This is a genomic window from Streptomyces sp. NPDC102270 (assembly GCF_044766405.1).
In the GTDB taxonomy this organism is placed as follows: domain Bacteria; phylum Actinomycetota; class Actinomycetes; order Streptomycetales; family Streptomycetaceae; genus Streptomyces.
On sequence record NZ_JBIWLX010000005.1, the window covers coordinates 154,253 to 173,891 of the forward strand.

Here is a 19,639-nt window from a genome sequence, read left to right on the forward strand (position 1 = left end):
GCCCCCTCTCAGAGCTGGAACTCCGCCGGCGAGACGCCGAGGGTCGCGCAGGCCTCCCGCAGGATCGCCTGCTCCGCCTGGGAGAAGTGACCGTCCGCGCCGGCGATGACGATGCCGGTCTGGATGACCGCGCGCGCCTCGGTGGGCTTCTTGGCGGCCTTGGCGATCTCCTGGAGGGCGTCCGCCTTGCCCTGCGGGAAGGTGCGGGTGAGCTGGTCCACATGCTTGTGGAAGCGCGTGCGCAGCTGCTCCGGCGGGAAGTTCTGCAACACCTCGTTGCTGAGGATCAGCGACTCCGTCTGCTGGATCTCGGCCGCGTCCACATGGCCGTCCGCCGCCGCGACCAGGGCGCACATCGCCATGCTCGCGTCCCGGTATGCGCCGCTCTTCAACTCGGTCTTGAGGGAGCCCAGCTGGGTCTTCAGCACGCCGACGAGCTGGGCGCGCGAACCGCCGCGCGAGCTGCCCTGGCCCTGCCCGTGTCCGTGCCCGGCGGTCGTCGTGCCGCGCCCGCCCTGCGCCTGCTGCTGGAGGCTCTTGGCCTGGTCCGTGAGCCGGTCGAACAGTGCCATTGCCGTCACCTCGGTACTTGTCTGAGTGATCTCACCCCGGCAACGCCCGGCCCCGGGTAAAGGTTCCCCCAAACCGACCGACCCGACCGGCCCGACCGGCCCGACCGGTGCGGCCGTCGCGGTCCCAGCGGAGGCCGCCATAGAGGTGCTGGTTGCTGAGGGTGTGCCGGAAGACGGGGGCCCGGGGCGGTGAGCCGCCACACGCGCACCGTCTCGGGGCCGGCGGTGGCCAGGAACGCGCCGTCGGGCCGGGCAGCACGCGGTCGGCCGAGGTGTCCCATGGCTGCTGCGGCCGCGGTTGCGGCGGCTGCGGCTGCGGCTGCGGCTGCGGCTGCGGCTGCGCGAACCACCCCGTGGCGTCGGCGGCCACTTCCTCGTGCGGGGCGCTCGTGAGGTCCGGCTAGCTCTGCGTCTGGAGTCTGCGCAGCTGTGTCTGCACGTTCTCCAGGGCGCCCTGGCGGCGGCCCGGCACCCGCATGCGCAACCCCGCGAGCACGATGCCCAGTTGCCGGACCTGCTCCACGTCACGGACCTGGGCCCACTGGTGATGGGCCCGGTCGACGGCCGTCTCCACCGGCCTGGAGTCCACGGTCTGCCCGGCGCTGAGCCGCGCCTCGGCCACGGTCAGCCAGATCCGGCAACTGCGCACGGGGTCCCCGGCGAACATGGCGAGATCCGCGCGGACCTCGGACCAGTGCAGGGCCTGCTCGGAGGCCGGGCCGTGCACACGGGCGGCGGCCTCCCCGTGCGCGGTGGCGACGACTTCGGCGTCCTGGTGCCGACCGTTCTGGACAGCGGCGGCGATATAGGCGTGCGGGTCCTGAGGGGCCTGAGGAGGCTGTGCGGGGGCCACCGGCCCGTCCGGTACTCGGGGTCCTTGTGGTGCTTGTGGTGCTTGTGGTGCTTGTGATCCCTGTGATCCTTGTGGGCGAGGCAGTTCGGGCCGGTACGCGGGCCTCGCGGCGAAGCTCCCAGGGACGGCCACCGGAGCCGGCGGCACCGTCAGCACGACGTCCCCGTACGCCTCCGGGCCCAACCTGGTGAACGCCTGCTGATGCAGCTGCTCGACCGGCGGACGCCACCCGCTGCGCAGAATCGTCGCGATCGTCTTCATGTACGCCGGCCCGGCCACCGTACGCCGGGACGGCGGCGGCGCGATCCGCCCGAACACCGCGTTGTTGCGGCCGGAGTCGAGCGCGTGCGTGTGCAGCCACCCCCAGGCCTCCGCGTCGGCGTGCAGGTCGACGAAGAGCGTCGTCGACCCCGGGGACCGCAGCCGGAACTCCTCCCGGATCCACTGCCAGGGCAGTGCCGTGTAGCGCACGGTGGCCGGTGTGGTGCGGGCCAGCGCGAGATGGGGCAGGTGCTGGCGGCGGTCCAGGGCCAGCTGGCCCGTGACGAACACGGTGAGCGGGCCCGGGGTGGCCGCGACGGCACGCAGGCGGGTCAGGACGGCCTGCGGTTCCAGGGGGTCGGCGAGCTCGACGACGTTGGCGGTGTCGGTGCCCGAGAGCACGGCCGGCGGCACGGCCGCGAGGACGGGAAGCACGGACGCCGCGTCCACCAGACGGCTCTTGCCCACCGGTGAGGCGGCGAGCAGCAGCACGGTTCCGGGCATCGGTCCCTCCCCATCCCCCGTCGATCACTTACGGCAGCACGGTAACCGGTGCGGCTGCGAAGGGGAGTTCTCAGGACGGCAAACGTCCCTTTCCTGCCCGCTCGTCGGCCCGGCGCACCGCGAACACCGTGGTGTCGTCGAGCAGCCGCCCACCGCAGTGCCCGAGAGTGCCGTCGCGGACGAGGGCCACCAGGCGGCTCGGTTCGACGGCACGCGGGTCGGCGGCGAGGGCGCGGGCCACGTCGTCGGCGAGGGCGTAGAACTCCCCGGTGCCGTCGCGGGCCTCGGTGACGCCGTCGCTGGTCAGCAGGAGCGTCTCGGCGGGATCGAGGGGCACGCGGTGGACCGGGGGCGGGCCGTCGGCGGACAGGGCGGAAAGGCCCAGCGGGAGTCCGTCGGCGGCCAGCAGCGGCCGTACCCCCGACGGGCCGACCACCAGCGGCGGTTCGTGGCCGAAGACCATGGCCTCCACCACCCCGGTGTCGGCCTCGGGGAAGCCGAGCAGGACGGCGGTGGCGAAGCGGTCGCCGTCGTCACGGCCGAGCGCGGTGACATGGGCGCCGTGCCGGTTCACCCGGATCTCCAGCCGCTCGGCGACCGTCGCGAGGTCGGGTTCGTGGTACGCCGCCTCACGGAACGTGCCGAGCAGCGCGGCCGCCGCCTCGACCGCGCCCAGGCCCTTGCCCTGGACGTCTCCGACGAGCACGCGGGTGCCGTGCGGGCCGGGCTGGATGTCGTAGAAGTCGCCGCCGACGCGGGCCTCGCTGTCGGCGGCGAGATACACCTCCGCGTGCTCCAGGCCGCCCCACACCGGCGGGAGCGGGCGCAGCACGGTACGGCGGGTGGTGGCGGCGACGTCCCGCATGTGCAGCATGCTGCGCTCGCCGCGCAGCCGTACCGCGCAGGCCAGCACGGCGAGGACACCGCCGACGGCGACCAGGATGAAGTCCGGCAGGCCCGACCGGTACTGGTGCGGCCAGAAGCTGTCGGCGACCACGTAGGTGACGAGGGCGAGCGCGGCGAAGGCTGCCGTTCCGAGGACGCCGCAGATCGCGGCCGCGATGCCGGGCGCCAGCACGACCCAGGAGAGCATCCGGAACTCGGCGCCCGTGTTGAAGTCGATCACGGTGATCGCGGCGAGCAGCAGGAGGGGCGACACCCAGGCGACACTGCGGCCGCGGACGCGGAGCACCTGTCCCCGGCCGACACCGCTCATGGGGTCAGCGAAGCACGGGGAACTTTGCGGCGCCATTCGACTTGCCCGCGTCCCGTCCCAGGTGTGCTCTGGTAGTCGGGGGCGGATCGGGGTGGACAGAGAGGAGTGCTCTCATGGCTCACACGGCACCCGCGGGCGGATTCGCCCGGACACCCGATGTCTTCGGCGCCACGGTGCACAAGGCGGCCAGGTACGGCGTCCCGGTCGTGCTCGGTCTTGTCTACGGCTACTGGGCCGCGGCGAACCGCCGGGACGGCGGGCCGATCACCGGCTGGAACGTGCTGTTCGGCTGTGTCACGGCGATCGCGTTCATCGTGCTGTGCATCGCCGTGGCGACGTTCGCCCCGCTGCTGAAGCGGGAACTCCACTCCGCCGTGAAGTCCGGCTTCGCCGGGGCGGCCGTCGGGTTCCTGTACAGCCAGACGGGGGAGAGCGTGCTGCGCTCGACGGCCCTGGGACTGGTGGTCGCGGCGGGGATCTTCGTCGTGTTCTTCTACCGCTACTACACGCACGAGGACGCCGAGGGGAACCGGATCCGCTAGGAGCACGGGACGTCCGTCGGGGTCAGCCCTCCCCCAGAGGGCGCAATCCCCGGCTCCACGACTCGCGCGGCGGCCCGCGACCGTTTTGCCTGGAAGGGTGACCTCCCGTGTCCGTGGCGCCCTGTCGGCCGCCCTGATCGCCCTGGCCTGTCTGCTCGTGCCCTTCGGCGCGTTGGCGGCCTGGGCGGCGTACGGCCTGGCCGACACGGACCGGTACGTCACGGCGCTGGCGCCGCTGGCCGCCGACCCCGCCGTGCGGGACAGCGTCGCCGACGCGGTGGGGGACGAGGTCGGCGAGCCGGTCCGGCCCCTGGTCCGCTCCCTCACCCGGACCCGGGCCTTCGGCACCGCGTGGAACGCCGGCAACAGGGCGATCCACCAGGCCGTGCTGAGGGCCGTCCGGGAGGGCGGCCACCAGGACGTGACCGTCGACATCGCCCCGATCGCCGCCCGGGTGGAGCACCGGGTCGTCTTGCCCCGCACCGAGGTCGCCGTGCTCCCGGCGCCCGAACTCGATCGTCTCCGGAAGGGCTACGCCGTGCTCGAAGTCGCCGGTTTCTGGCTGCCCGTCTCGGCCGCCTTTCTCGCCGTCGCCGGTATCGCGGTCGCCGCCTGCCGCCGCCGCGCCCTCACCGCGACCGCCCTCGGCACGGCACTCGGCGGCGCGCTGCTGGCCCTCGCCGTCGCCGTCGGCCGCCGTCTCACCCTGACCGACCTGCCCGACCCGGTGCGCCGCCCCGCCGCGGGCGCCGTCTACGACGCCCTGACGGGCACCTTGCGCACGGTCTCATGGCTGCTCGTGGCCGTCGGCCTGGCGGTGGCCCTGACCTGCTGGCTCACCGGCCGGTACGGCGGGCCGCGAGGCCGGCGAGGCTCCGCAGGGCCCGTTCCAGATCCGGCACAGCGACCGACGCGAGCCCGAGCCTGACCGCGTCCGGGGTACGGCTCGGGTCGACGGCGAAGGAGGGCCCGGGCGTCAGCGCGATACCGAGCGCCGCGGCGGCGGCCGTGAAGGTGTCCGCCCGCCAGGGGACCGGGAGTTCCCACCAGGCGTAGTAGGCGCGCGGATCGGACCGTACGGCGAACCCGTCCAGGCAATCGGCCAGCACCCGCTGCCTGCGCGCCGCGTCGGCCCGCTTCGCCTCGACCAGCCGCGCCACGGTCCCGTCCACCGTCCACCGCGTCCCCGCCTCCAGCGCGAACCGCCCCGCACTCCACCCCCCGGACCGGACGGCGTCCGCCACCGCGTCCACCCGCTGCTGCGGTACGACGAGAAAGCCGACGGTGAGCCCGGGCGCGACCCGCTTGGACAGACCGTCGACGACGTGGGTGAGGGCGGGGGCGTGCGCGGCGAAGGGATCGTCGGCCTCCGCCAGGAACGACCAGATGCGGTCCTCCACGACGGGAATGTCCAAGTCGCTCACCACGGCTGCCAGTTGGCGCCTACGCCCGGCGCTCATGGTGACGGACGTCGGGTTGTGCAGGGTGGGCTGCACATAGAGGGCCGACAGAGCAGCCGTGCGGTGGGCGGCGGCCACCGACTCGGGGAGCGGGCCGTCCTCGTCCGTGGCCAGCGGCACCAGGGTGATGCCGAGCCGGGCCGCGATCTCCTTGACCACGGGATACGTCAGCTCCTCGACGCCGACCCGGCCGCCCGGCCGCACCAGGGAGGCGAGGGCGGCGGCGACCGACTGGCGGGCGTTGCCGGTGAAGAGGATCCGGGACGGGTCGGGCCGCCAGCCGGGGGTGGCGAGGAGAGCGGCGACGGCCTCACGCGCGGCCGGCGTGCCGGTGGCGGCGGCCGGGCGGAGGGCCTCGGTCAGGACGTCGGGGCGCAGCAGCGGCGCGAGACCGTCGCCGAGCAGCTCCGACTGGCCTTCGACGGAGGGGTAGTTGAGCTCCAGGTTGACAGGCGTGCCCGCGTCCTCGATGAGCCCCCTGCCGGGCCGGCTGGGCGCGGTGGCCTTCACGAAGGTGCCGCGTCCGACCTCCCCGACGACCAGCCCCCGCCGGACGAGTTCGCCGTACGCCCGCTCCGCCGTCGACGCGGCGATCCCGTGCCGGCGCGCGAACTTCCGCTGCGGGGGCAGGCGTTCGCCGGGCCGGAGCCGTCCGGTGGTGATGTCGGCGGCGATGCGGTCGGCGATACGCCGGTAGTCGTGCACGAGAACCCCCTGATTGCACTGAGGGCAAAGATTTTATTGCACCGAGAAGTCGGGCCCACCTAGGGTCGGCGTCATGACGGCGATCCCCCTGGTCCTGGTCCACGGCCACCCCTTCGACCACACGATGTGGCGCCCGCAGATCGAGGCGTTGACCGCCTCCCGCCGCGTGCTCGCCCCAGACCTGCGAGGGTACGGCGCCTCGCCGGCGACCGCGGAGGTCGACCGCTTCGAGCGGTTCGCGCAGGACATCGAGGCACTGCTGGACGAACTCGACGTACGGACCTGCGTGCTCGCCGGCCTGTCCATGGGCGGCCAGATCGTCATGGACTGCTACCGGCTCTTCCCCGAGCGGATCCGGGGCCTGGTCCTCGCCGACACCTTCCCGGCCGCGGAGCCCCCCGAGGGCGTGCGGGTCCGGCACGCCATGGCGGACCGGCTGCTGCGCGAGGGCATGCGCGGGTACGCCGACGAGGTGCTGGAGAAAATGGTCGCGCCGTACGCCTCCCCCGAGGTCAAGGCACACGTCCACCGCATGATGACGGCAACCCGTCCCGCCTCCGCGGCGGCGGCCCTGCGTGCCCGCGCCGCCCGCCCCGACTACCGGGAGCTGCTCACCCGGGTCACGGTCCCGGCGCTGGTGGCCGTGGGCGCCGACGACACCTACACACCGGTCGCCGACGCCGAGGCGATGCACGCGGCGCTCCCCGAATCGCAGCTGCACGTCTTCGAGGGGGCGGCGCACCTGCCGAACCTGGAGCGGGCGGCCGAGTTCAACGCGGTGCTCGGGGAGTTCCTGGCGAAGGTCGACGCCCGCTCGTAGGCTCGGGACGGTGACCCGACGGCGCCTCGGCATCTGGACCGCAGCCCTGCTCTTCGCCGCCGTGAGCCCGGTCGTCGGATGCCGGCTCGCCGACACGGACGGCGTCACGCCCGTCCCCCAGCTCCTCGCCTTCCTCCCGTGGCTGCTCGCCCCCGCCGCAGCGGGCCTGGCGCTCGCCCTGCTCACCCGCTGGTGGCCCGGGACGATCTGGGCGGCGGTCGTCCTCGGGCTGCTGGCGTGGTTCCTCGCGCCCGCGCCCTACGGCAAGGGCACCGAACCGGACGGACGGGTGATCGCCTCACTGAAGGTCCTCACCTCGAACGTCGAGTTCGGGCGGGCCACCGATGCCCTGGTCACCGCCGTCCGCGAGGAGAGGCCGGACGTCGTGTTCGTACAAGAGTGCGAGTACGGCTGCTCGGCGACGCTGCGGCGGTCCCTGGAAGAGCGCTATCCGTACCGCCGGTCCGTGGAGGGCGCCGGCTCGACGGGGTCCGTCGTCCTCAGCCGCTTCCCGCTGAGGCCCGCCGCCGGGATCCAGGACAGCACCATGGGCATGCCGGGGGCCGTCGCCGACGTACGCGGGCACGCCGTACGCCTGCAACTCGCGCATCCGATGCCGCCACTGCCCGGGCAACTGGAGGTGTGGCGGCGGGAGTTGGGCCGCCTGAAAGACTTCGCCGCCTCGGTCGATGGCACCCCGACCGTCCTGGCCGGCGACTTCAACGCCTCCCAGGACCACGCGGCCTTCCGCGCGATCCTCGACACCGGACTGCGCGACGCGGCCCGCCTCGCCGGCTCCGGCCGCACGCCCACCTGGCCGGCCCGCACCGCCCCGGCGATCGGTGCGCAGATCGACCACGTGCTGGTCTCGGGGGACTTCTCCGCGAGCGACGCCCGCTTCCTGGACCTGGCGGACACCGACCACCGCGCCTTGCTGGTGGAGGTCACGCTGCACGAGTCCCCGGCTGTTCCGGCACGGTAGGCGTGGGTTTGTCCACACAGTTGACGTCCCGCGCGAGTGAAGTCCGGAAGTAGGTCTTGACGCCCGGGGTCCCGGGCACCTGCCCCTGCCCAAGATCGCGTTCCGGGGCCGCTAACCTTACGTGTCCGTCCTGGCCAGGGATTGACGGGCTACAACTCATGCGAAGGGTTGCGCACATGGGCATTCTCACTCTCCTGCGGAACGCGTTCGGCGGCCGATCACGCAAGGGCGCTGCCACCGAGGCAGAGGGTGCGGTTCCTTCGCAGGAGGCGACGGAGCCGAAGCTCCCGTCCCCGGCGACCGAACCGACCTCACCGGCGGCCACGGTCCCCGAACCGACCCCACCGGCGGCGGCCACGGTCCCCGAGCCGCGCACCGCCACACTCTCCACCGACTCCGAGCACGAACTGGTCTCGGCCGCCTTCGACCACGTAGCGGTCCCGAAGCAGGCGCCTCCGGCGGGGGTCGAGACGGCGGCGGTCGAGACGCCGAAGGTCGAGACGCCCGAGGCCGAGGCAACGGCGTCTGAGGCACCCGCGGCTGAGGAGCCGGCCGCCGAGGCACCGGTAGTCGACGCACCGGTGGTCGAGGCACCCGCGGCCGAGGAACCGGTGGCCGAGACGGGGCAGCCCACGGATGAGCCGGCGGCAGAGACCGGGCAGTCCGAGGAGGGGTCGGCGCCAGAGTCCGAGGCTTCCGCCGAGGAGCCGACCGCCGAGGAGCCGACCGCTGAGGAGCCGGCTGCTGAGGAAGCGGCGGCTGACAAGCCTGCCGCCGATGAACCGGTGGCACAGGACGCGGCCGTAGAAGAGCCGACGGCTGTGCCCGAGGCGCCCGCCGAGGAGCAACTCACCGAGGAGGCCACGTCCGGCGAACCCGTTGCCGAGGAGCCCGTCGCCGCGCAGGACACGGCCGTAGAGGAACCGACGGCTGTGCCCGAGGCGCCCGCCGAGGAGCAGGTCGCTGAGGGAACCACCTCCGAGGAGGCCCCTTCCGCCGAACCTGTTGCCGAGGAGCCCGTCGCCGCGCAGGACGCGGCCGTAGAGGAGCCGACGGCTGTGCCCGAGGCGCCCGCCGAGGAGCAGGTCGCTGAGGGAACCACCTCCGAGGAGGCCCCTTCCGCCGAGCCCGCGGCCGAGGAGCCGGTCGCTGAGACCGCGCTCGAGGAAGCCGTCGCGGAAGAGGCCGTTGCCGAGGAGCCCGCCGCCGATGAACCGGTGGCTCAGGACACGGCCGGGGAGGAGCCCGCCGTCGTGGCGGCGGAGGCAGCGGAGCCGCAGGCCACCGAGTCCGCACCCGAGCCGGAGCCGGTCGCCGAGGTCGCCGCCGCCCCGGAGCCCGAGACCGTCGTAGAACCGGAAGCGACCCCCGCTGACGGTCCCGCCGGGGACGCCCTCGCTGTACCTCCCACCCTCCGCACCGCCTACGACGCCGCCGCCTCCACCCTCGCCGCCCACGACCTCACCGGCACCACCGCGAAGACGTACCTCGTCCTGGACCGCTCCGCGAGCATGCGCCCGTACTACAAGGACGGCTCCGCGCAGGCCCTCGGTGAGCAGACCCTCGCTCTCGCCGCGCACCTGGACCCCGAGTCCACGGTCCACGTCGTCTTCTTCTCCACCGAACTCGACGGCACCGGCGAACTCACCCTCGCCGAGCACGAGAACAAGATCGACGACCTCCACGCCGGGCTGGGCCGCATGGGCCGTACCAGCTACCACGCGGCTGTCGAGGAAGTCCTCGCGCACCACACCAAGGAGTCTCCGGACACCCCGGCCCTGGTCGTCTTCCAGACCGACGGCGCCCCGGACGCGAAGACCCCCGCCACCCAGGCCCTCACGGAGGCGGCGAAGTCCCACCCTGCCGTCTTCTTCTCGTTCGTCGCCTTCGGTGACCCGGAGAACAAGGCCTTCGACTACCTCCGCAAGCTCAAGCTCGCCAACACCTCCCACTTCCTCGCGGGCGAGACCCCGAAGGAGCTCACGGACGCGGAGATCTACGAGGGCATCCTGGCGAACTGGCGCCCGTAACCCCCGAAGATCACCACAGCGCACCACCGGGCCGCCCGCTTCCCACCCCGTAAAACGGGAAGCGGGCGGCCCACCCATGTCGGATACGATTTCAAGACTCGCGAAGCGACTCACCCGCACGACCAACCTGGGAGCAGCCCCCGATGGCTCGACACCTCATCACCAGCGCCCTTCCGTACATCAACGGGATCAAGCACCTGGGCAACATGGTGGGGTCCATGCTCCCGGCGGACGTCTACTCCCGTTACCTGCGGCAGCGCGGCCACGAGGTCCTCTACATCTGCGCGACGGACGAGCACGGCACCCCGGCGGAGCTGGCCGCGAAGGAGCAGGGCCTGCCGGTGGCCGAGTTCTGCGCGCAGGCACACGACGCGCAGAAGGCGGTCTACGACGGCTTCGCGCTGGCCTTCGACTACTTCGGCCGCAGCTCCAGCGAGCAGAACGTCGAGATCACCCAGCACTTCGCCCGCCGCCTGAACGAGAACGGGTTCATCGAAGAGCGGGCGATCCGCCAGGTCTACTCGCCCACCGACGGCCGTTTCCTCCCGGACCGCTATGTCGAGGGCACCTGCCCGCACTGCGGCTACGACAAGGCCCGCGGCGACCAGTGCGAGAACTGCACGCGCGTCCTGGACCCGACCGACCTGATCAACCCGCGCTCGGCGATCTCCGGCTCCACCGACCTCGAGGTCCGCGAGACCAAGCACCTCTTCCTCCTGCAGTCCAAGCTCCAGCACGAGGTCGAGGAGTGGGTCGCCGCGCACGAGGAGGAGTGGCCGCAGCTCGCCGCCTCCATCGCCCGCAAGTGGCTGACCGAGGGCCTGCACGACCGTGCGATCACCCGTGACCTGGACTGGGGCGTGCCGGTCCCGTCCGACACCTGGCCCGAGCTGGCGGCGGAGGGCAAGGTCTTCTACGTCTGGTTCGACGCCCCGATCGAGTACATCGGCGCGACGAAGGAGTGGGCCGACCTCGACCCGGCCAACCGCGACTGGAAGTCGTGGTGGTACGACGTCGACACCGAGGTCCGCTACACCGAGTTCATGGCGAAGGACAACGTCCCCTTCCACACGGTGATGTTCCCGGCCACCGAGCTCGGTGTGCGCGAGCCATGGAAGAAGGTCGACTACGTCAAGGCCTTCAACTGGCTGACGTACTACGGCGGGAAGTTCTCCACGTCCCAGAAGCGGGGCGTCTTCACCGACCAGGCCCTGGGCATCCTGCCCGCCGACTACTGGCGCTACTTCCTCATCGCCAACGCCCCCGAGTCGGACGACTCGTCCTTCACCTGGGAGCACTTCACGGCGACGGTGAACAAGGACCTCGCCGACACCCTCGGCAACTTCGTCAACCGCGTCCTGTCCTTCTCCAAGAAGCGCTTCGGCGAGGAGGTCCCGGCGGGCGGAGAGCCGGGCGAGGCGGAGACCAGGCTGGGCGAGGAGATCGCGCGGCTGCTGGCCGAATACGAGTCCCAGATGGAGGCGCTCCAGTTCCGCAAGGCGGCGGCGGCGCTGCGTGCCCTGTGGTCGGCGGGCAACTCCTACCTGGAGGAGAAGGCCCCCTGGCTGCAGATCAAGACGGACCAGGACGGCGCTGCCCTGACCCTGCGCACCGCGATGAACCTGATCCACCTGTACGCGGTGGTCTCGGAGCCGTTCATCCCGGCGACGTCCTCCGCCATGCGCCAGGCGTTCGCCCTGAAGGACGACACCGCGACCTGGATCACCGCCGAAGAGGCCCGCACCCTCACCGCCCTCACCCCCGGCGTCCCCTTCACCGTCCCCCCGGTCCTCTTCGCCAAGCTGACGGACGAGGACCTGGAGACGTACAAGGAGCGCTTCGGCGGCGAATAGATCGCCCGAGGACACCGATCGGAAGGACCCCGCTACTGCCGTGTCCGCGCCAAGCCGTATGGTTTGCGCCATGGCAGTGCCCGGGGTCATTCCTGTCGCGTACGAGCCGAAGCACCGCACCGAGACGATCGGGCGGTATGCGGAGGGTCAGTTCCTGGCGTCGATCACATATGCCTTCCCTGAGGGATTCCACCTCGAGGAAGGCTGGGAAGAGCAGAAGCGCCTGTACGCGGTTCTGCACACCTTCGATTCCGAGGGCAATTACCGCGACTCGGACATCTGGTGCGCCGGCACGTGGGGCGAGCAGCAGCGCGACCCGCGCGGCGACGCCTCGCCCCTCACCCGCGCCCAGGTGCACCGGGCGACGCTGCTCCGCAGCCTCCCCCGCCGTTCCTACACGGACATCGCGATCCGTCCCTTCAGCGTCACCCACGACGGCGTCCGCTTCGGCCTGGTGATCCGGGAGGACGAGGGCGAGCAGTGGGCGGAGCTCTACCCGGACCGCCTCGCCTTCGCGGAACCCTGGGACGGGACCTACGACACCTGAGCGGTGCGGCCGGCAGAGCGCTCCGAAGCCCGTCATCGACGGCGTCACCGGTCCTTGCGGTGCCTCGGTACGCGAGGGCCGGGGAGCTCGTGGTCACCCGGCCCTCGCGTGTCTCCTGTGCTACTTGAGCACGCCCGCGCCGGTCGTCGTCGCCAGCGACGCAGGCAGGTTCTTCACCGCGGTGGCCGAGGACTCCAGGCCCGTCGTCAGGGTCGGGGTCCAGTTCACGGTCGTCTTCAGGTCCTTCGAGGACGCGGCGTTGTAGGCGGCGACCAGGTCGGTCACCGTGCCGTTGACCTGGTTGCCGGAGCCCGCGATCGCGCCGGTGCCGTCGCCGGACAGCAGCTTGGAGACCTTCACGCTCGACGGGACCGTCCAGAAGTTGTTCGCGGCGACGACCTGGGCCTTGGCGCGGGAGTTGATGCTGTACTGCAGCGCGTAGCCGTTCAGGGCCGTCACGTCGTAGTAGTTGTTGTAGATGTGGATCTGGCCGACGCGCGACAGGGGCGCCCGCTGGACGATGCCCTTCCACACGTTGTGGTGGATCGAGACCCGCAGCTTGCCGCTCGGCTCGCTGTCGCTGCTGCCGATCAGCATCGTCTTGTCGTGGTTGGTGAACTGGTTGCGGGAGACGGTCACCAGGTCCGAGCTCTTGGTGATGTCCAGCGCGCCGTCGTGGATCTGGTACTCACGGCCGAAGTACTTCGGGTTGGCGGAGTCCAGGTGCGGCGCGTCGGTGAACGTGTTGTGGTCCGCCCAGACGTGGGTGGCGCCCCGCAGGGTCACCGAGTCGTAGTTCGAGTTCCAGTTGCCGTCGTCGCCGTCCGTCGGGTCCCACTGCGGGAAGCAGTCCTCGGTGCCGGCGAAGGTGAGGTTGCGGACGATCACGTTGTCCACGTTCTGGATCTGGAGCATGCCGCCGGAGATCCCGGCCTTCGTGCCCGGCTCCCCGACGATCGTGGTGTTGGCGGGCACCTTGAAGACGATGTTCGCGGCCTGCTTCTTCTGCGCGGCCGCGCGGGCGGTCTCCTGCGTGCCCGACGGCAGCTTCGAGCGGCCGTAGGTGGCCGGGTCGAAGGCCTTCAGGTAGGAGGAGAGCGAGTAGCCCGTACCGGACGCGTAGTTCGCGCAGGTCAGCTTCTTGCCGGCGTCGTCCGTGTTGGCGTCGATGGTGCCCTTGACCTTGATGATCCGCGGGGTGGTGTCGGACGCGGACCCCAGCGCCTTCACCAGCTGTGCCCGGGTGGAGACGGTGAACGTGTGCGCGGAGTCGGCCTTGGTGCCACCGGTCGTGCCCGTGCCGGAGGACGCCCAGCCGTCCTTCGCGGCGAGCGTCTGGTGGTACAGGTCCACGGCCTGGGCGTTCGCGTTCATCACGACGGCACCGGCGCCGACGCCCGCGGCCACCACGGCGGCGGAGACGAGGAGGGTACGGCGCTTGCGGAGAGACCGGCGGTGGGAGGCAGAGGCCACGGGGATTCCTTACGAGCGGTGGTGGGACATGTGCGTTTCGTGGAGCACCGGTGAAGGCGCTTCCGTCCTCAAGTAGCCGCTGGAATCGGGGAGGTTGCCGCAGCGCACGGAATTTCTTGCAACACGAGTCACCACCGCCCCACCCGCACCCCTTTACCCGTCCTTCACTACGGTGGCGGCCGGTTCGATCACCCTGTTCTCCAGCACCGAGGACACCGGCGCGCAGGCGGCGACAGCCGCCGTGGCAGGCACCACCGAGATCGTCCTGGACGATCCCCGCAGCGACACCCCCCGCACCGACCGCCTGCTCGCCGCGGGCGCGACCGGCTTCCTGCACCGCAGGTCAGGGGTCGCGGGCCTCCTGCCCGCGTGAAGCTCTTCACCAACTGGGGCGGCTCCTACAACGTCGTCGTCGGCGTCGGCGACATCACCGACGACGGCAGGGCGGACCTCGTCTCCCGCGACACCGGCGGCACGCTGTGGCGCAACAGCGGTGACGGGAAGGGGTCGTTCGGGGCACGGGCGAAGATCTCGACCGGCTGGCAGGGCTACAGGTTCCTTTCCTAGACGGAGTTGCTTTCCTGGACAGGGGAAGCGCGAATGAGGGCGCCCGGGACCGCAAGGGTTCCGGGCGCTCTCCTACGTGGTCGCAGGGTTGGCTCAGTTGTTGTCGTTCGTCGCGTCCGGGTCGACGCCCATCGTGAGGGAGCCGATGACGCCCTTGGCGATGTTCTTCTTGTTGTACTTCAGCTTGAGCAGACCGCCGGTGGTACCGCTCTGGTCGTAGATCGTGTCCTCGGTGAGCGTGGTGCGCTCGGTGGTGCTGGTGGAATACGGCTCGACCTCGGCGGAGGCCAGCACGGACTCCTCGTCGAAGAAGAACTGGCCCGTGTGGCAGGTGTTACCGCCCTCGTAACCGGCGTCCGTCCACTCGCCGTTGACATGCACCTTGGTGTGGATGTGCACGCAACGGCCCCGGTACCAGCCCGGGAAGATCGTCTTGAACGTGACCTGGCCGTGCCTGTCGGTCTTCCAGGTGCCGCGCAGATAGCGCTCGTCGTCGGTGGGCTCCTGGTGGACACCGCCACCGGTGCCCCCGGTCGGCCCGCCCGACGGCGGTTCACCGGTCGGGGTACCGCTCGGCGTGCCCGAGGGCGCGCCGGTCGGGGCGGTGCCGCCACCACCGGTCGACGATGCCTCGTAGCCCGAGTAGATGCCGAGCGCGTCGCAGTGCCAGATGTCGACGGCGGCGTCGGCGATCGGTTTGCAGGTCTCGGAGTCGATCACCTTGAGGGCGAGGGTGAGCGGGATGCCCTCCTTGTCCTCGGTGATGTCCCGGCGGAGTTTGTCCGCGTCGATGTAGTAGGGCCCCTCGGTGGTCTCCGAGGTGAGCTTGTAGCAGGCCTCCGACGCACTGGAGCTGCTGCTCGCGGCGGCACTCGCGCTCATCTCGCCGGCGAAGGCACCCGAGGCGGCGAGGGTGCCCGCCGCGCCCACCGCCACGGCCGCGCCCGCTCCGGCGACGACGACCTTGCGCCGTGTCAGGTCCTTCTTGTGCTTCGGCTCGTGGACCGGCTGCTGATGGTCCGTCTGGTTTCCCGTCATGGACATGGAAGCTAGGTAAGAAGCCTGTCCTGAGCGTGGGAGAGAACTGTGGCTTGCTGTGCGGCGGCGGGGGCGTATGCGAAGAGGCCCGAGACCGGCGTCGGTCTCGGGCCCCTTCGGAAAATGGCGTCTACTTCGGCTGCGGCTTGCGCACCGACAGGTGCAGTTCCCGCAGCCGGGCCTCCTCCAGCTCCGTCGGCGCGCCCATCATCAGGTCCTGGGCGTTGCCGTTGAGCGGGAAGGAGATGGTCTCGCGGATGTTCGGCTCGTCCGCGAGGAGCATGACGATGCGGTCGACACCCGGGGCGATACCGCCGTGCGGCGGGGCGCCGAAGCGGAACGCGCGCAGCATGCCCGCGAACTTCTCCTCGACGGTCTCCCGGTCGTAGCCCGCGATCTCGAAGGCCTTGAGCATGATCTCGGGCTCGTGGTTCCGGATCGCGCCGGAGGACAGCTCGACGCCGTTGCAGACGATGTCGTACTGCCAGCCGAGGATGTCCAGCGGGTCCTGGGTCTCCAGGGCCTCGAGACCGCCCTGCGGCATGGAGAACGGGTTGTGCGAGAAGTCGATCGCGCCGGTCTCCTCGTCCTTCTCGTACATCGGGAAGTCGACGATCCAGCAGAACCGGAAGACGTCCTCCTCGAAGTGCCCGGCACGCTTGGCGGCCTCGACCCGCACCGCGCCCATGATCTTCGAGACCTCGTCGAACTCGCCCGCGCCGAAGAACACGGCGTGACCGGCGGCCAGCGACAGACGCTTGGTCAGCTCGGCGACGTTCTCCTCGGTGAGGAACTTCGCGATCGGGCCGGTGAGGGACCCGTCCTCGGTCACGCGCACCCAGGCCAGGCCCCGCGCACCCTGCGAGACCGCGAAGTCGCCGAGCTGGTCGAAGAACTTCCGCGGCTGCGCGGAGACGTCCGGCACCGCCAGCGCCCGCACGTGCTTGCCGGCGAACGCCTTGAACTCCGAGCCCTCGAAGACGTCGGTGATGTCGACGAGCTCCAGCTGGGCGCGCAGGTCCGGCTTGTCGGAGCCGTACTTCAGCATCGACTCGCGGAACGGGATCCGCGGGAAGGGAGACGTGACGTGACGGCCGTTGCCGAACTCCTCGAACAGCTCGGTCATGAGCTTCTCGATCGGCTGGAAGACGTCCTCCTGCTCGACGAAGCTCATCTCGACGTCGAGCTGGTAGAACTCGCCCGGCGAACGGTCCGCGCGCGCGTCCTCGTCACGGAAACAGGGCGCGATCTGGAAGTAGCGGTCGAACCCGGAGATCATCAGCAGCTGCTTGAACTGCTGCGGTGCCTGCGGCAGGGCGTAGAACTTGCCCGGGTTCAGGCGGGAGGGGACGACGAAGTCACGGGCGCCCTCGGGGGAGGTCGCGGACAGGATCGGCGTCGCCATCTCGTTGAAACCGAGGGCGACCATCTTCGAGCGGATCGAGGCGATCACCGACGACCGCAGCATGATGTTCTTGTGCATGCGCTCGCGGCGCAGGTCGAGGAAGCGGTACTCCAGGCGCCGCTCCTCGTTCACCCCGTCCTCGGTGTTGATCGTGAACGGCAGGGGGGCGGCCGCGCCGAGCAGCTCGACCTCGCCGACCTCGACCTCGACCTCGCCGGTGGGCAGGTCCGGGTTGACGTTCTCGGTGCCACGGGAGACGACCTTGCCGTCGACGCGGACCGTGGACTCCTTGGTCAGCTTGTCGAGGGCCTCGTACGCGGGCGTGCCCGGACGGGCGACCAGTTGCGTGATGCCGTAGTGGTCGCGCAGATCGATGAAGAGGATGCCGCCCAGGTCGCGCCGATTGTGCAGCCAGCCACTCAGCCGGACGTCGGTACCGACGTCAGAGGCGCGGAGCTCGCCGCAGGTGTGGGACCTGTACCGATGCATCGTCGTTCATCCAGTCTTCGCGGATCGAGGGTCGTGTTTCACGTGAAACAGCTCCCAGCCTACCGGGGACCCCGAGATCGCCTCCCCACCATTACGACTCGGCCAACAGTGGCACTCCTCGATCTCTTGTTCTTAAAGTGGGGCAATGCGCACTGGTGAGCCCTTGCCCGCCGTGGGGGAGGTTCTCACCGCCCTCGCGACCGGCCTGTGGCACTGGGACACCGCCACCGAACTGGTCACCGTCGACGCGGAGGCGGCTCGGCTCCTCGGGCTGCCCGCCGAGCGGACCACCCTCACGGAGGCCCAGGCCCGGGCCCGACTGCACCCGGTCGACTGGAACGAGATCATCAGCGTCGTCGGGCTCGCCGTCGCCGAGGACACACTCGCCGAGGTCCGGATCCGGATCATGGACGAGCGCGGCCTGGTGACCCGTACCGTGCGCAGCCGCTCCAAGCCGTCGTACGACAAGGAAAAGAAGTCGTTCCAGCTGATCGGCACCCTCCAGGAGGTCACCGAGCCGACCCCCGGCACCCCCGCCGGCCGCACCGCCGTCACCGGTGACTGGCGGCGCTCCCGCGAGGCCTTCCTGCTGGACGCCGGTCGCGCCCTGGCCGAGGCCCGCTCCACCGCCGAGGTGCTGCGGGTGGCCGCGGGCCTGTCCATGCCGGGCTTCAGCCCCGACGGCCTGGCCGTCTTCGGCGTCGAGGGCGACCGCCTCACGATCATCGGCCACCACGGACAGCAGCCCGGCGACGAAAGCCCCTTCTCCCACATGTCCCTGGAGACGGACTACCCGGCCGCCGAGGTCGTGCGCACCGGCCGTGCCGTCTATCTCTCCAGCCCCGAGGCCTACCGCTCCCGCTACCCGGTCACCTGGCCGCTCGCCCAGCGCTTCGACCGCCAGTCCTGGGCGTTCCTGCCGCTGACGGTGGCCGGCCGCACGATGGGCGCGTGGATGGCGGGCTTCGCCTACCCGGTCGCGTTCACACCGGACGAGCGCTCGGTCCTCACGACGGTGGCCCGCATGCTGGCCCAGGCCCTGTCGCGGGCGGGCCTCGCCGAGTCCGAACGCGAACTGACAGACGGCCTCCAGCGCTCGATGCTCCCCACTCTCGGCCCCGAGATACCGGGCATGACCATCGCCGCCCGCTATGTCCCCACCGGCGGCGGCCTCCAGGTCGGCGGCGACTGGTACGACATGATCCCGCTGCCCGGCGGCACCTCCCGCACGAAGTCCGGAGGCGGCCGGTTCGCCCTGGTCATCGGGGACGTCCAGGGCCATGACGTACGGGCGGCGGGCCTGATGGGCCAGCTCCGCATCGCCCTGCGCGCCTACGCCGCCGAGGGCCACCGCCCCGACGCGGTCCTCTCCCGCGCCTCACGCTTCCTCAACGGCATGGCGTACGGCGTCGACGACCCCTCCGACATGCGCTTCGCGACCTGCCTGTACGTCGAGGCCGATCCGGTGACCGGCGTCCTGGAGGTGGCGCGGGCCGGCCATCCCGACCCGGCGATCCGCATGGCCGACGGCACGGTCCTGGCCCGCCGCACGCAAGGCGGCCTTCCGCTGGGCATCGACCCGGACGCCGACTACCCCACGACCCGGATCACCCTGGAGCCCGGCGAGACGCTGATGCTGTGCACCGACGGGCTGATCGAGACCGGCGGCCACGACTTCGACACCGGCTGGAAGCGCATCCGCACCATCCTGGAGGCCCACGACGGCGATCTGGAGGAACTCGCCGACGCCCTGATCCAGGCCGTGCACGGCCCCTCCTCCCACCACACCACCGGCCCCCTCGCCGACCGCCGCGAGGACGACATAGCGGTCCTGCTGCTGCACCGGCAGGGAGAGGGCGGCGACCCGGCCGCCGTACGGCCCACGGTCCGCCGCACGATGCTCTCGGTGGCCCAGGCGGAACCCGAACGGGTCGCGGTGGCCCGCCAGCAACTGCGCGAACTGCTGCACGACTGGCCCTCCGCCGACCAGGTCGACTCCGCGGTCCTGCTGCTGTCCGAGACGCTGACCAACGTCCTCGTCCACACCGACGCCGACGCGCTGCTGCTCGCGGAGGTCCGCGGTGAGGCGGGCGAGCGCCGGATGCGCATCGAGGTCACCGACACCAGCGACGACCTCCCCCACAAACGCCGCCCCGGCGAACTGGCCTCCTCGGGCCGCGGCCTGATGCTGATCGAACTCCTGGCGGACATGTGGGGGGTGGACCCCCAGGGCCAGGGCAAGAGCATCTGGTTCGAGCTGTACGAGTCCTCGGGCGGGGCTGCCGAGTAGCGCTCCTGCACCTCGTGCAGACACCGAAGGCG

17 protein-coding genes are annotated in these 19,639 nt (G+C 71.3%); 10 read left to right on the forward strand and 7 right to left on the reverse strand.

Annotated features, from left to right (window positions below; all coding sequences use genetic code 11):
* Positions 1 to 8: 8 nt before the first annotated feature.
* The 3 genes from ACIRP7_RS11000 to ACIRP7_RS11010 form a co-directional block, all read right to left on the reverse strand.
* Positions 9 to 572, reverse strand: coding sequence for a tellurite resistance TerB family protein (locus ACIRP7_RS11000; protein ID WP_403656365.1), 564 nt, complete (start codon positions 570 to 572; stop codon positions 9 to 11).
* A 400-nt stretch (positions 573 to 972) separates the two neighbouring features.
* Positions 973 to 2,190 (reverse strand): hypothetical protein, encoded by a 1,218-nt coding sequence (locus tag ACIRP7_RS11005; protein WP_403656367.1) that lies wholly within the window; start codon positions 2,188 to 2,190, stop codon positions 973 to 975.
* A 70-nt stretch (positions 2,191 to 2,260) separates the two neighbouring features.
* Positions 2,261 to 3,406 (reverse strand): PP2C family protein-serine/threonine phosphatase, encoded by a 1,146-nt coding sequence (locus ACIRP7_RS11010; protein ID WP_403656370.1) that lies wholly within the window; start codon positions 3,404 to 3,406, stop codon positions 2,261 to 2,263.
* A gap of 113 nt (positions 3,407 to 3,519) precedes the next feature.
* Between ACIRP7_RS11010 and ACIRP7_RS11015 the strand changes: the two genes are divergently transcribed.
* Both ACIRP7_RS11015 and ACIRP7_RS11020 read left to right on the forward strand, forming a co-directional pair.
* Positions 3,520 to 3,948, forward strand: coding sequence for a hypothetical protein (locus tag ACIRP7_RS11015; RefSeq protein WP_352387368.1), 429 nt, complete (start codon positions 3,520 to 3,522; stop codon positions 3,946 to 3,948).
* Between the two features lie 97 nt (positions 3,949 to 4,045).
* Positions 4,046 to 4,876, forward strand: a complete 831-nt coding sequence (locus ACIRP7_RS11020) for a hypothetical protein (RefSeq protein ID WP_403656373.1) — start codon at positions 4,046 to 4,048, stop codon at positions 4,874 to 4,876.
* On the opposite strand, the gene ACIRP7_RS11025 is transcribed toward ACIRP7_RS11020, so the two are convergent.
* Positions 4,785 to 6,113, reverse strand: a complete 1,329-nt coding sequence (locus ACIRP7_RS11025; RefSeq protein WP_403656376.1) for a PLP-dependent aminotransferase family protein — start codon at positions 6,111 to 6,113, stop codon at positions 4,785 to 4,787. The two genes, ACIRP7_RS11020 and ACIRP7_RS11025, sit on opposite strands and share 92 nt — an antisense overlap.
* Positions 6,114 to 6,186: 73 nt before the next feature.
* Between ACIRP7_RS11025 and ACIRP7_RS11030 the strand changes: the two genes are divergently transcribed.
* The 5 genes from ACIRP7_RS11030 (at position 6,187) to ACIRP7_RS11050 (ending at position 12,345) form a co-directional block, all read left to right on the forward strand.
* Positions 6,187 to 6,933 carry an alpha/beta fold hydrolase gene (locus tag ACIRP7_RS11030; protein ID WP_403656378.1) on the forward strand — a complete coding sequence of 249 codons (747 nt, stop codon included), beginning with the start codon at positions 6,187 to 6,189 and terminating at the stop codon, positions 6,931 to 6,933.
* A gap of 10 nt (positions 6,934 to 6,943) precedes the next feature.
* Positions 6,944 to 7,915: an endonuclease/exonuclease/phosphatase family protein gene (locus ACIRP7_RS11035; RefSeq protein ID WP_403656381.1), complete on the forward strand. Its 972-nt coding sequence runs from the start codon at positions 6,944 to 6,946 to the stop codon at positions 7,913 to 7,915.
* A gap of 176 nt (positions 7,916 to 8,091) precedes the next feature.
* Positions 8,092 to 9,945 carry a VWA domain-containing protein gene (locus tag ACIRP7_RS11040; RefSeq protein ID WP_403656384.1) on the forward strand — a complete coding sequence of 618 codons (1,854 nt, stop codon included), beginning with the start codon at positions 8,092 to 8,094 and terminating at the stop codon, positions 9,943 to 9,945.
* 143 nt (positions 9,946 to 10,088) lie between these two features.
* The gene (gene metG, locus ACIRP7_RS11045) at positions 10,089 to 11,798 is read left to right on the forward strand and encodes a methionine--tRNA ligase (protein ID WP_403656387.1); all 1,710 of its coding nucleotides are present in this window, start codon (positions 10,089 to 10,091) and stop codon (positions 11,796 to 11,798) included.
* 70 nt (positions 11,799 to 11,868) lie between these two features.
* Entirely contained in the window at positions 11,869 to 12,345 is a 477-nt protein-coding gene (locus tag ACIRP7_RS11050; RefSeq protein ID WP_403656390.1) for a hypothetical protein, read from the forward strand.
* Positions 12,346 to 12,465: 120 nt separating this feature from the next.
* On the opposite strand, the gene ACIRP7_RS11055 is transcribed toward ACIRP7_RS11050, so the two are convergent.
* On the reverse strand, positions 12,466 to 13,818 hold the full coding sequence (locus ACIRP7_RS11055) for a polysaccharide lyase family 1 protein (protein ID WP_403656393.1): 1,353 nt from the start codon (positions 13,816 to 13,818) through the stop codon (positions 12,466 to 12,468).
* Between the two features lie 172 nt (positions 13,819 to 13,990).
* Here ACIRP7_RS11055 and ACIRP7_RS11060 point away from each other — a divergent pair, with 172 nt between their 5' ends.
* Together ACIRP7_RS11060 and ACIRP7_RS11065 are read left to right on the forward strand one after the other, a co-directional pair.
* The gene (locus ACIRP7_RS11060) at positions 13,991 to 14,191 is read left to right on the forward strand and encodes a hypothetical protein (protein WP_403656396.1); all 201 of its coding nucleotides are present in this window, start codon (positions 13,991 to 13,993) and stop codon (positions 14,189 to 14,191) included.
* Entirely contained in the window at positions 14,188 to 14,385 is a 198-nt protein-coding gene (locus ACIRP7_RS11065; protein WP_403656399.1) for an FG-GAP repeat domain-containing protein, read from the forward strand. Before ACIRP7_RS11060 ends, ACIRP7_RS11065 begins: the two co-directional genes overlap by 4 nt.
* A 93-nt stretch (positions 14,386 to 14,478) precedes the next feature.
* Here the strand turns inward: ACIRP7_RS11065 and ACIRP7_RS11070 are convergent, their stop codons facing one another.
* Both ACIRP7_RS11070 and aspS read right to left on the reverse strand, forming a co-directional pair.
* Positions 14,479 to 15,423 (reverse strand): intradiol ring-cleavage dioxygenase, encoded by a 945-nt coding sequence (locus ACIRP7_RS11070; protein WP_403657120.1) that lies wholly within the window; start codon positions 15,421 to 15,423, stop codon positions 14,479 to 14,481.
* Positions 15,424 to 15,553: 130 nt separating this feature from the next.
* Positions 15,554 to 17,317, reverse strand: a complete 1,764-nt coding sequence (gene aspS, locus ACIRP7_RS11075) for an aspartate--tRNA ligase (RefSeq protein WP_403656402.1) — start codon at positions 17,315 to 17,317, stop codon at positions 15,554 to 15,556.
* Between the two features lie 145 nt (positions 17,318 to 17,462).
* Here aspS and ACIRP7_RS11080 point away from each other — a divergent pair, with 145 nt between their 5' ends.
* Complete coding sequence (locus ACIRP7_RS11080) at positions 17,463 to 19,607, forward strand: SpoIIE family protein phosphatase (protein ID WP_403656405.1); 2,145 nt, start codon at positions 17,463 to 17,465, stop codon at positions 19,605 to 19,607.
* Positions 19,608 to 19,639 lie beyond the last annotated feature (32 nt).

Excerpts from the sequence above, each read along its gene's own strand:
- ACIRP7_RS11000 (WP_403656365.1), bottom strand. The coding sequence starts at position 572 with ATGGCACTGTTCGACCGGCTCACGGACCAGGCCAAGAGCCTCCAGCAG.
- ACIRP7_RS11005 (WP_403656367.1), bottom strand. The coding sequence starts at position 2,190 with ATGCCCGGAACCGTGCTGCTGCTCGCCGCCTCACCGGTGGGCAAGAGC.
- ACIRP7_RS11010 (WP_403656370.1), bottom strand. The coding sequence starts at position 3,406 with ATGAGCGGTGTCGGCCGGGGACAGGTGCTCCGCGTCCGCGGCCGCAGT.
- ACIRP7_RS11015 (WP_352387368.1), top strand. The coding sequence starts at position 3,520 with ATGGCTCACACGGCACCCGCGGGCGGATTCGCCCGGACACCCGATGTC.
- ACIRP7_RS11030 (WP_403656378.1), top strand. The coding sequence starts at position 6,187 with ATGACGGCGATCCCCCTGGTCCTGGTCCACGGCCACCCCTTCGACCAC.
- ACIRP7_RS11040 (WP_403656384.1), top strand. The coding sequence starts at position 8,092 with ATGGGCATTCTCACTCTCCTGCGGAACGCGTTCGGCGGCCGATCACGC.
- metG (WP_403656387.1), top strand. The coding sequence starts at position 10,089 with ATGGCTCGACACCTCATCACCAGCGCCCTTCCGTACATCAACGGGATC.
- ACIRP7_RS11050 (WP_403656390.1), top strand. The coding sequence starts at position 11,869 with ATGGCAGTGCCCGGGGTCATTCCTGTCGCGTACGAGCCGAAGCACCGC.
- ACIRP7_RS11070 (WP_403657120.1), bottom strand. The coding sequence starts at position 15,423 with ATGACGGGAAACCAGACGGACCATCAGCAGCCGGTCCACGAGCCGAAG.
- aspS (WP_403656402.1), bottom strand. The coding sequence starts at position 17,317 with ATGCATCGGTACAGGTCCCACACCTGCGGCGAGCTCCGCGCCTCTGAC.
- ACIRP7_RS11080 (WP_403656405.1), top strand. The coding sequence starts at position 17,463 with ATGCGCACTGGTGAGCCCTTGCCCGCCGTGGGGGAGGTTCTCACCGCC.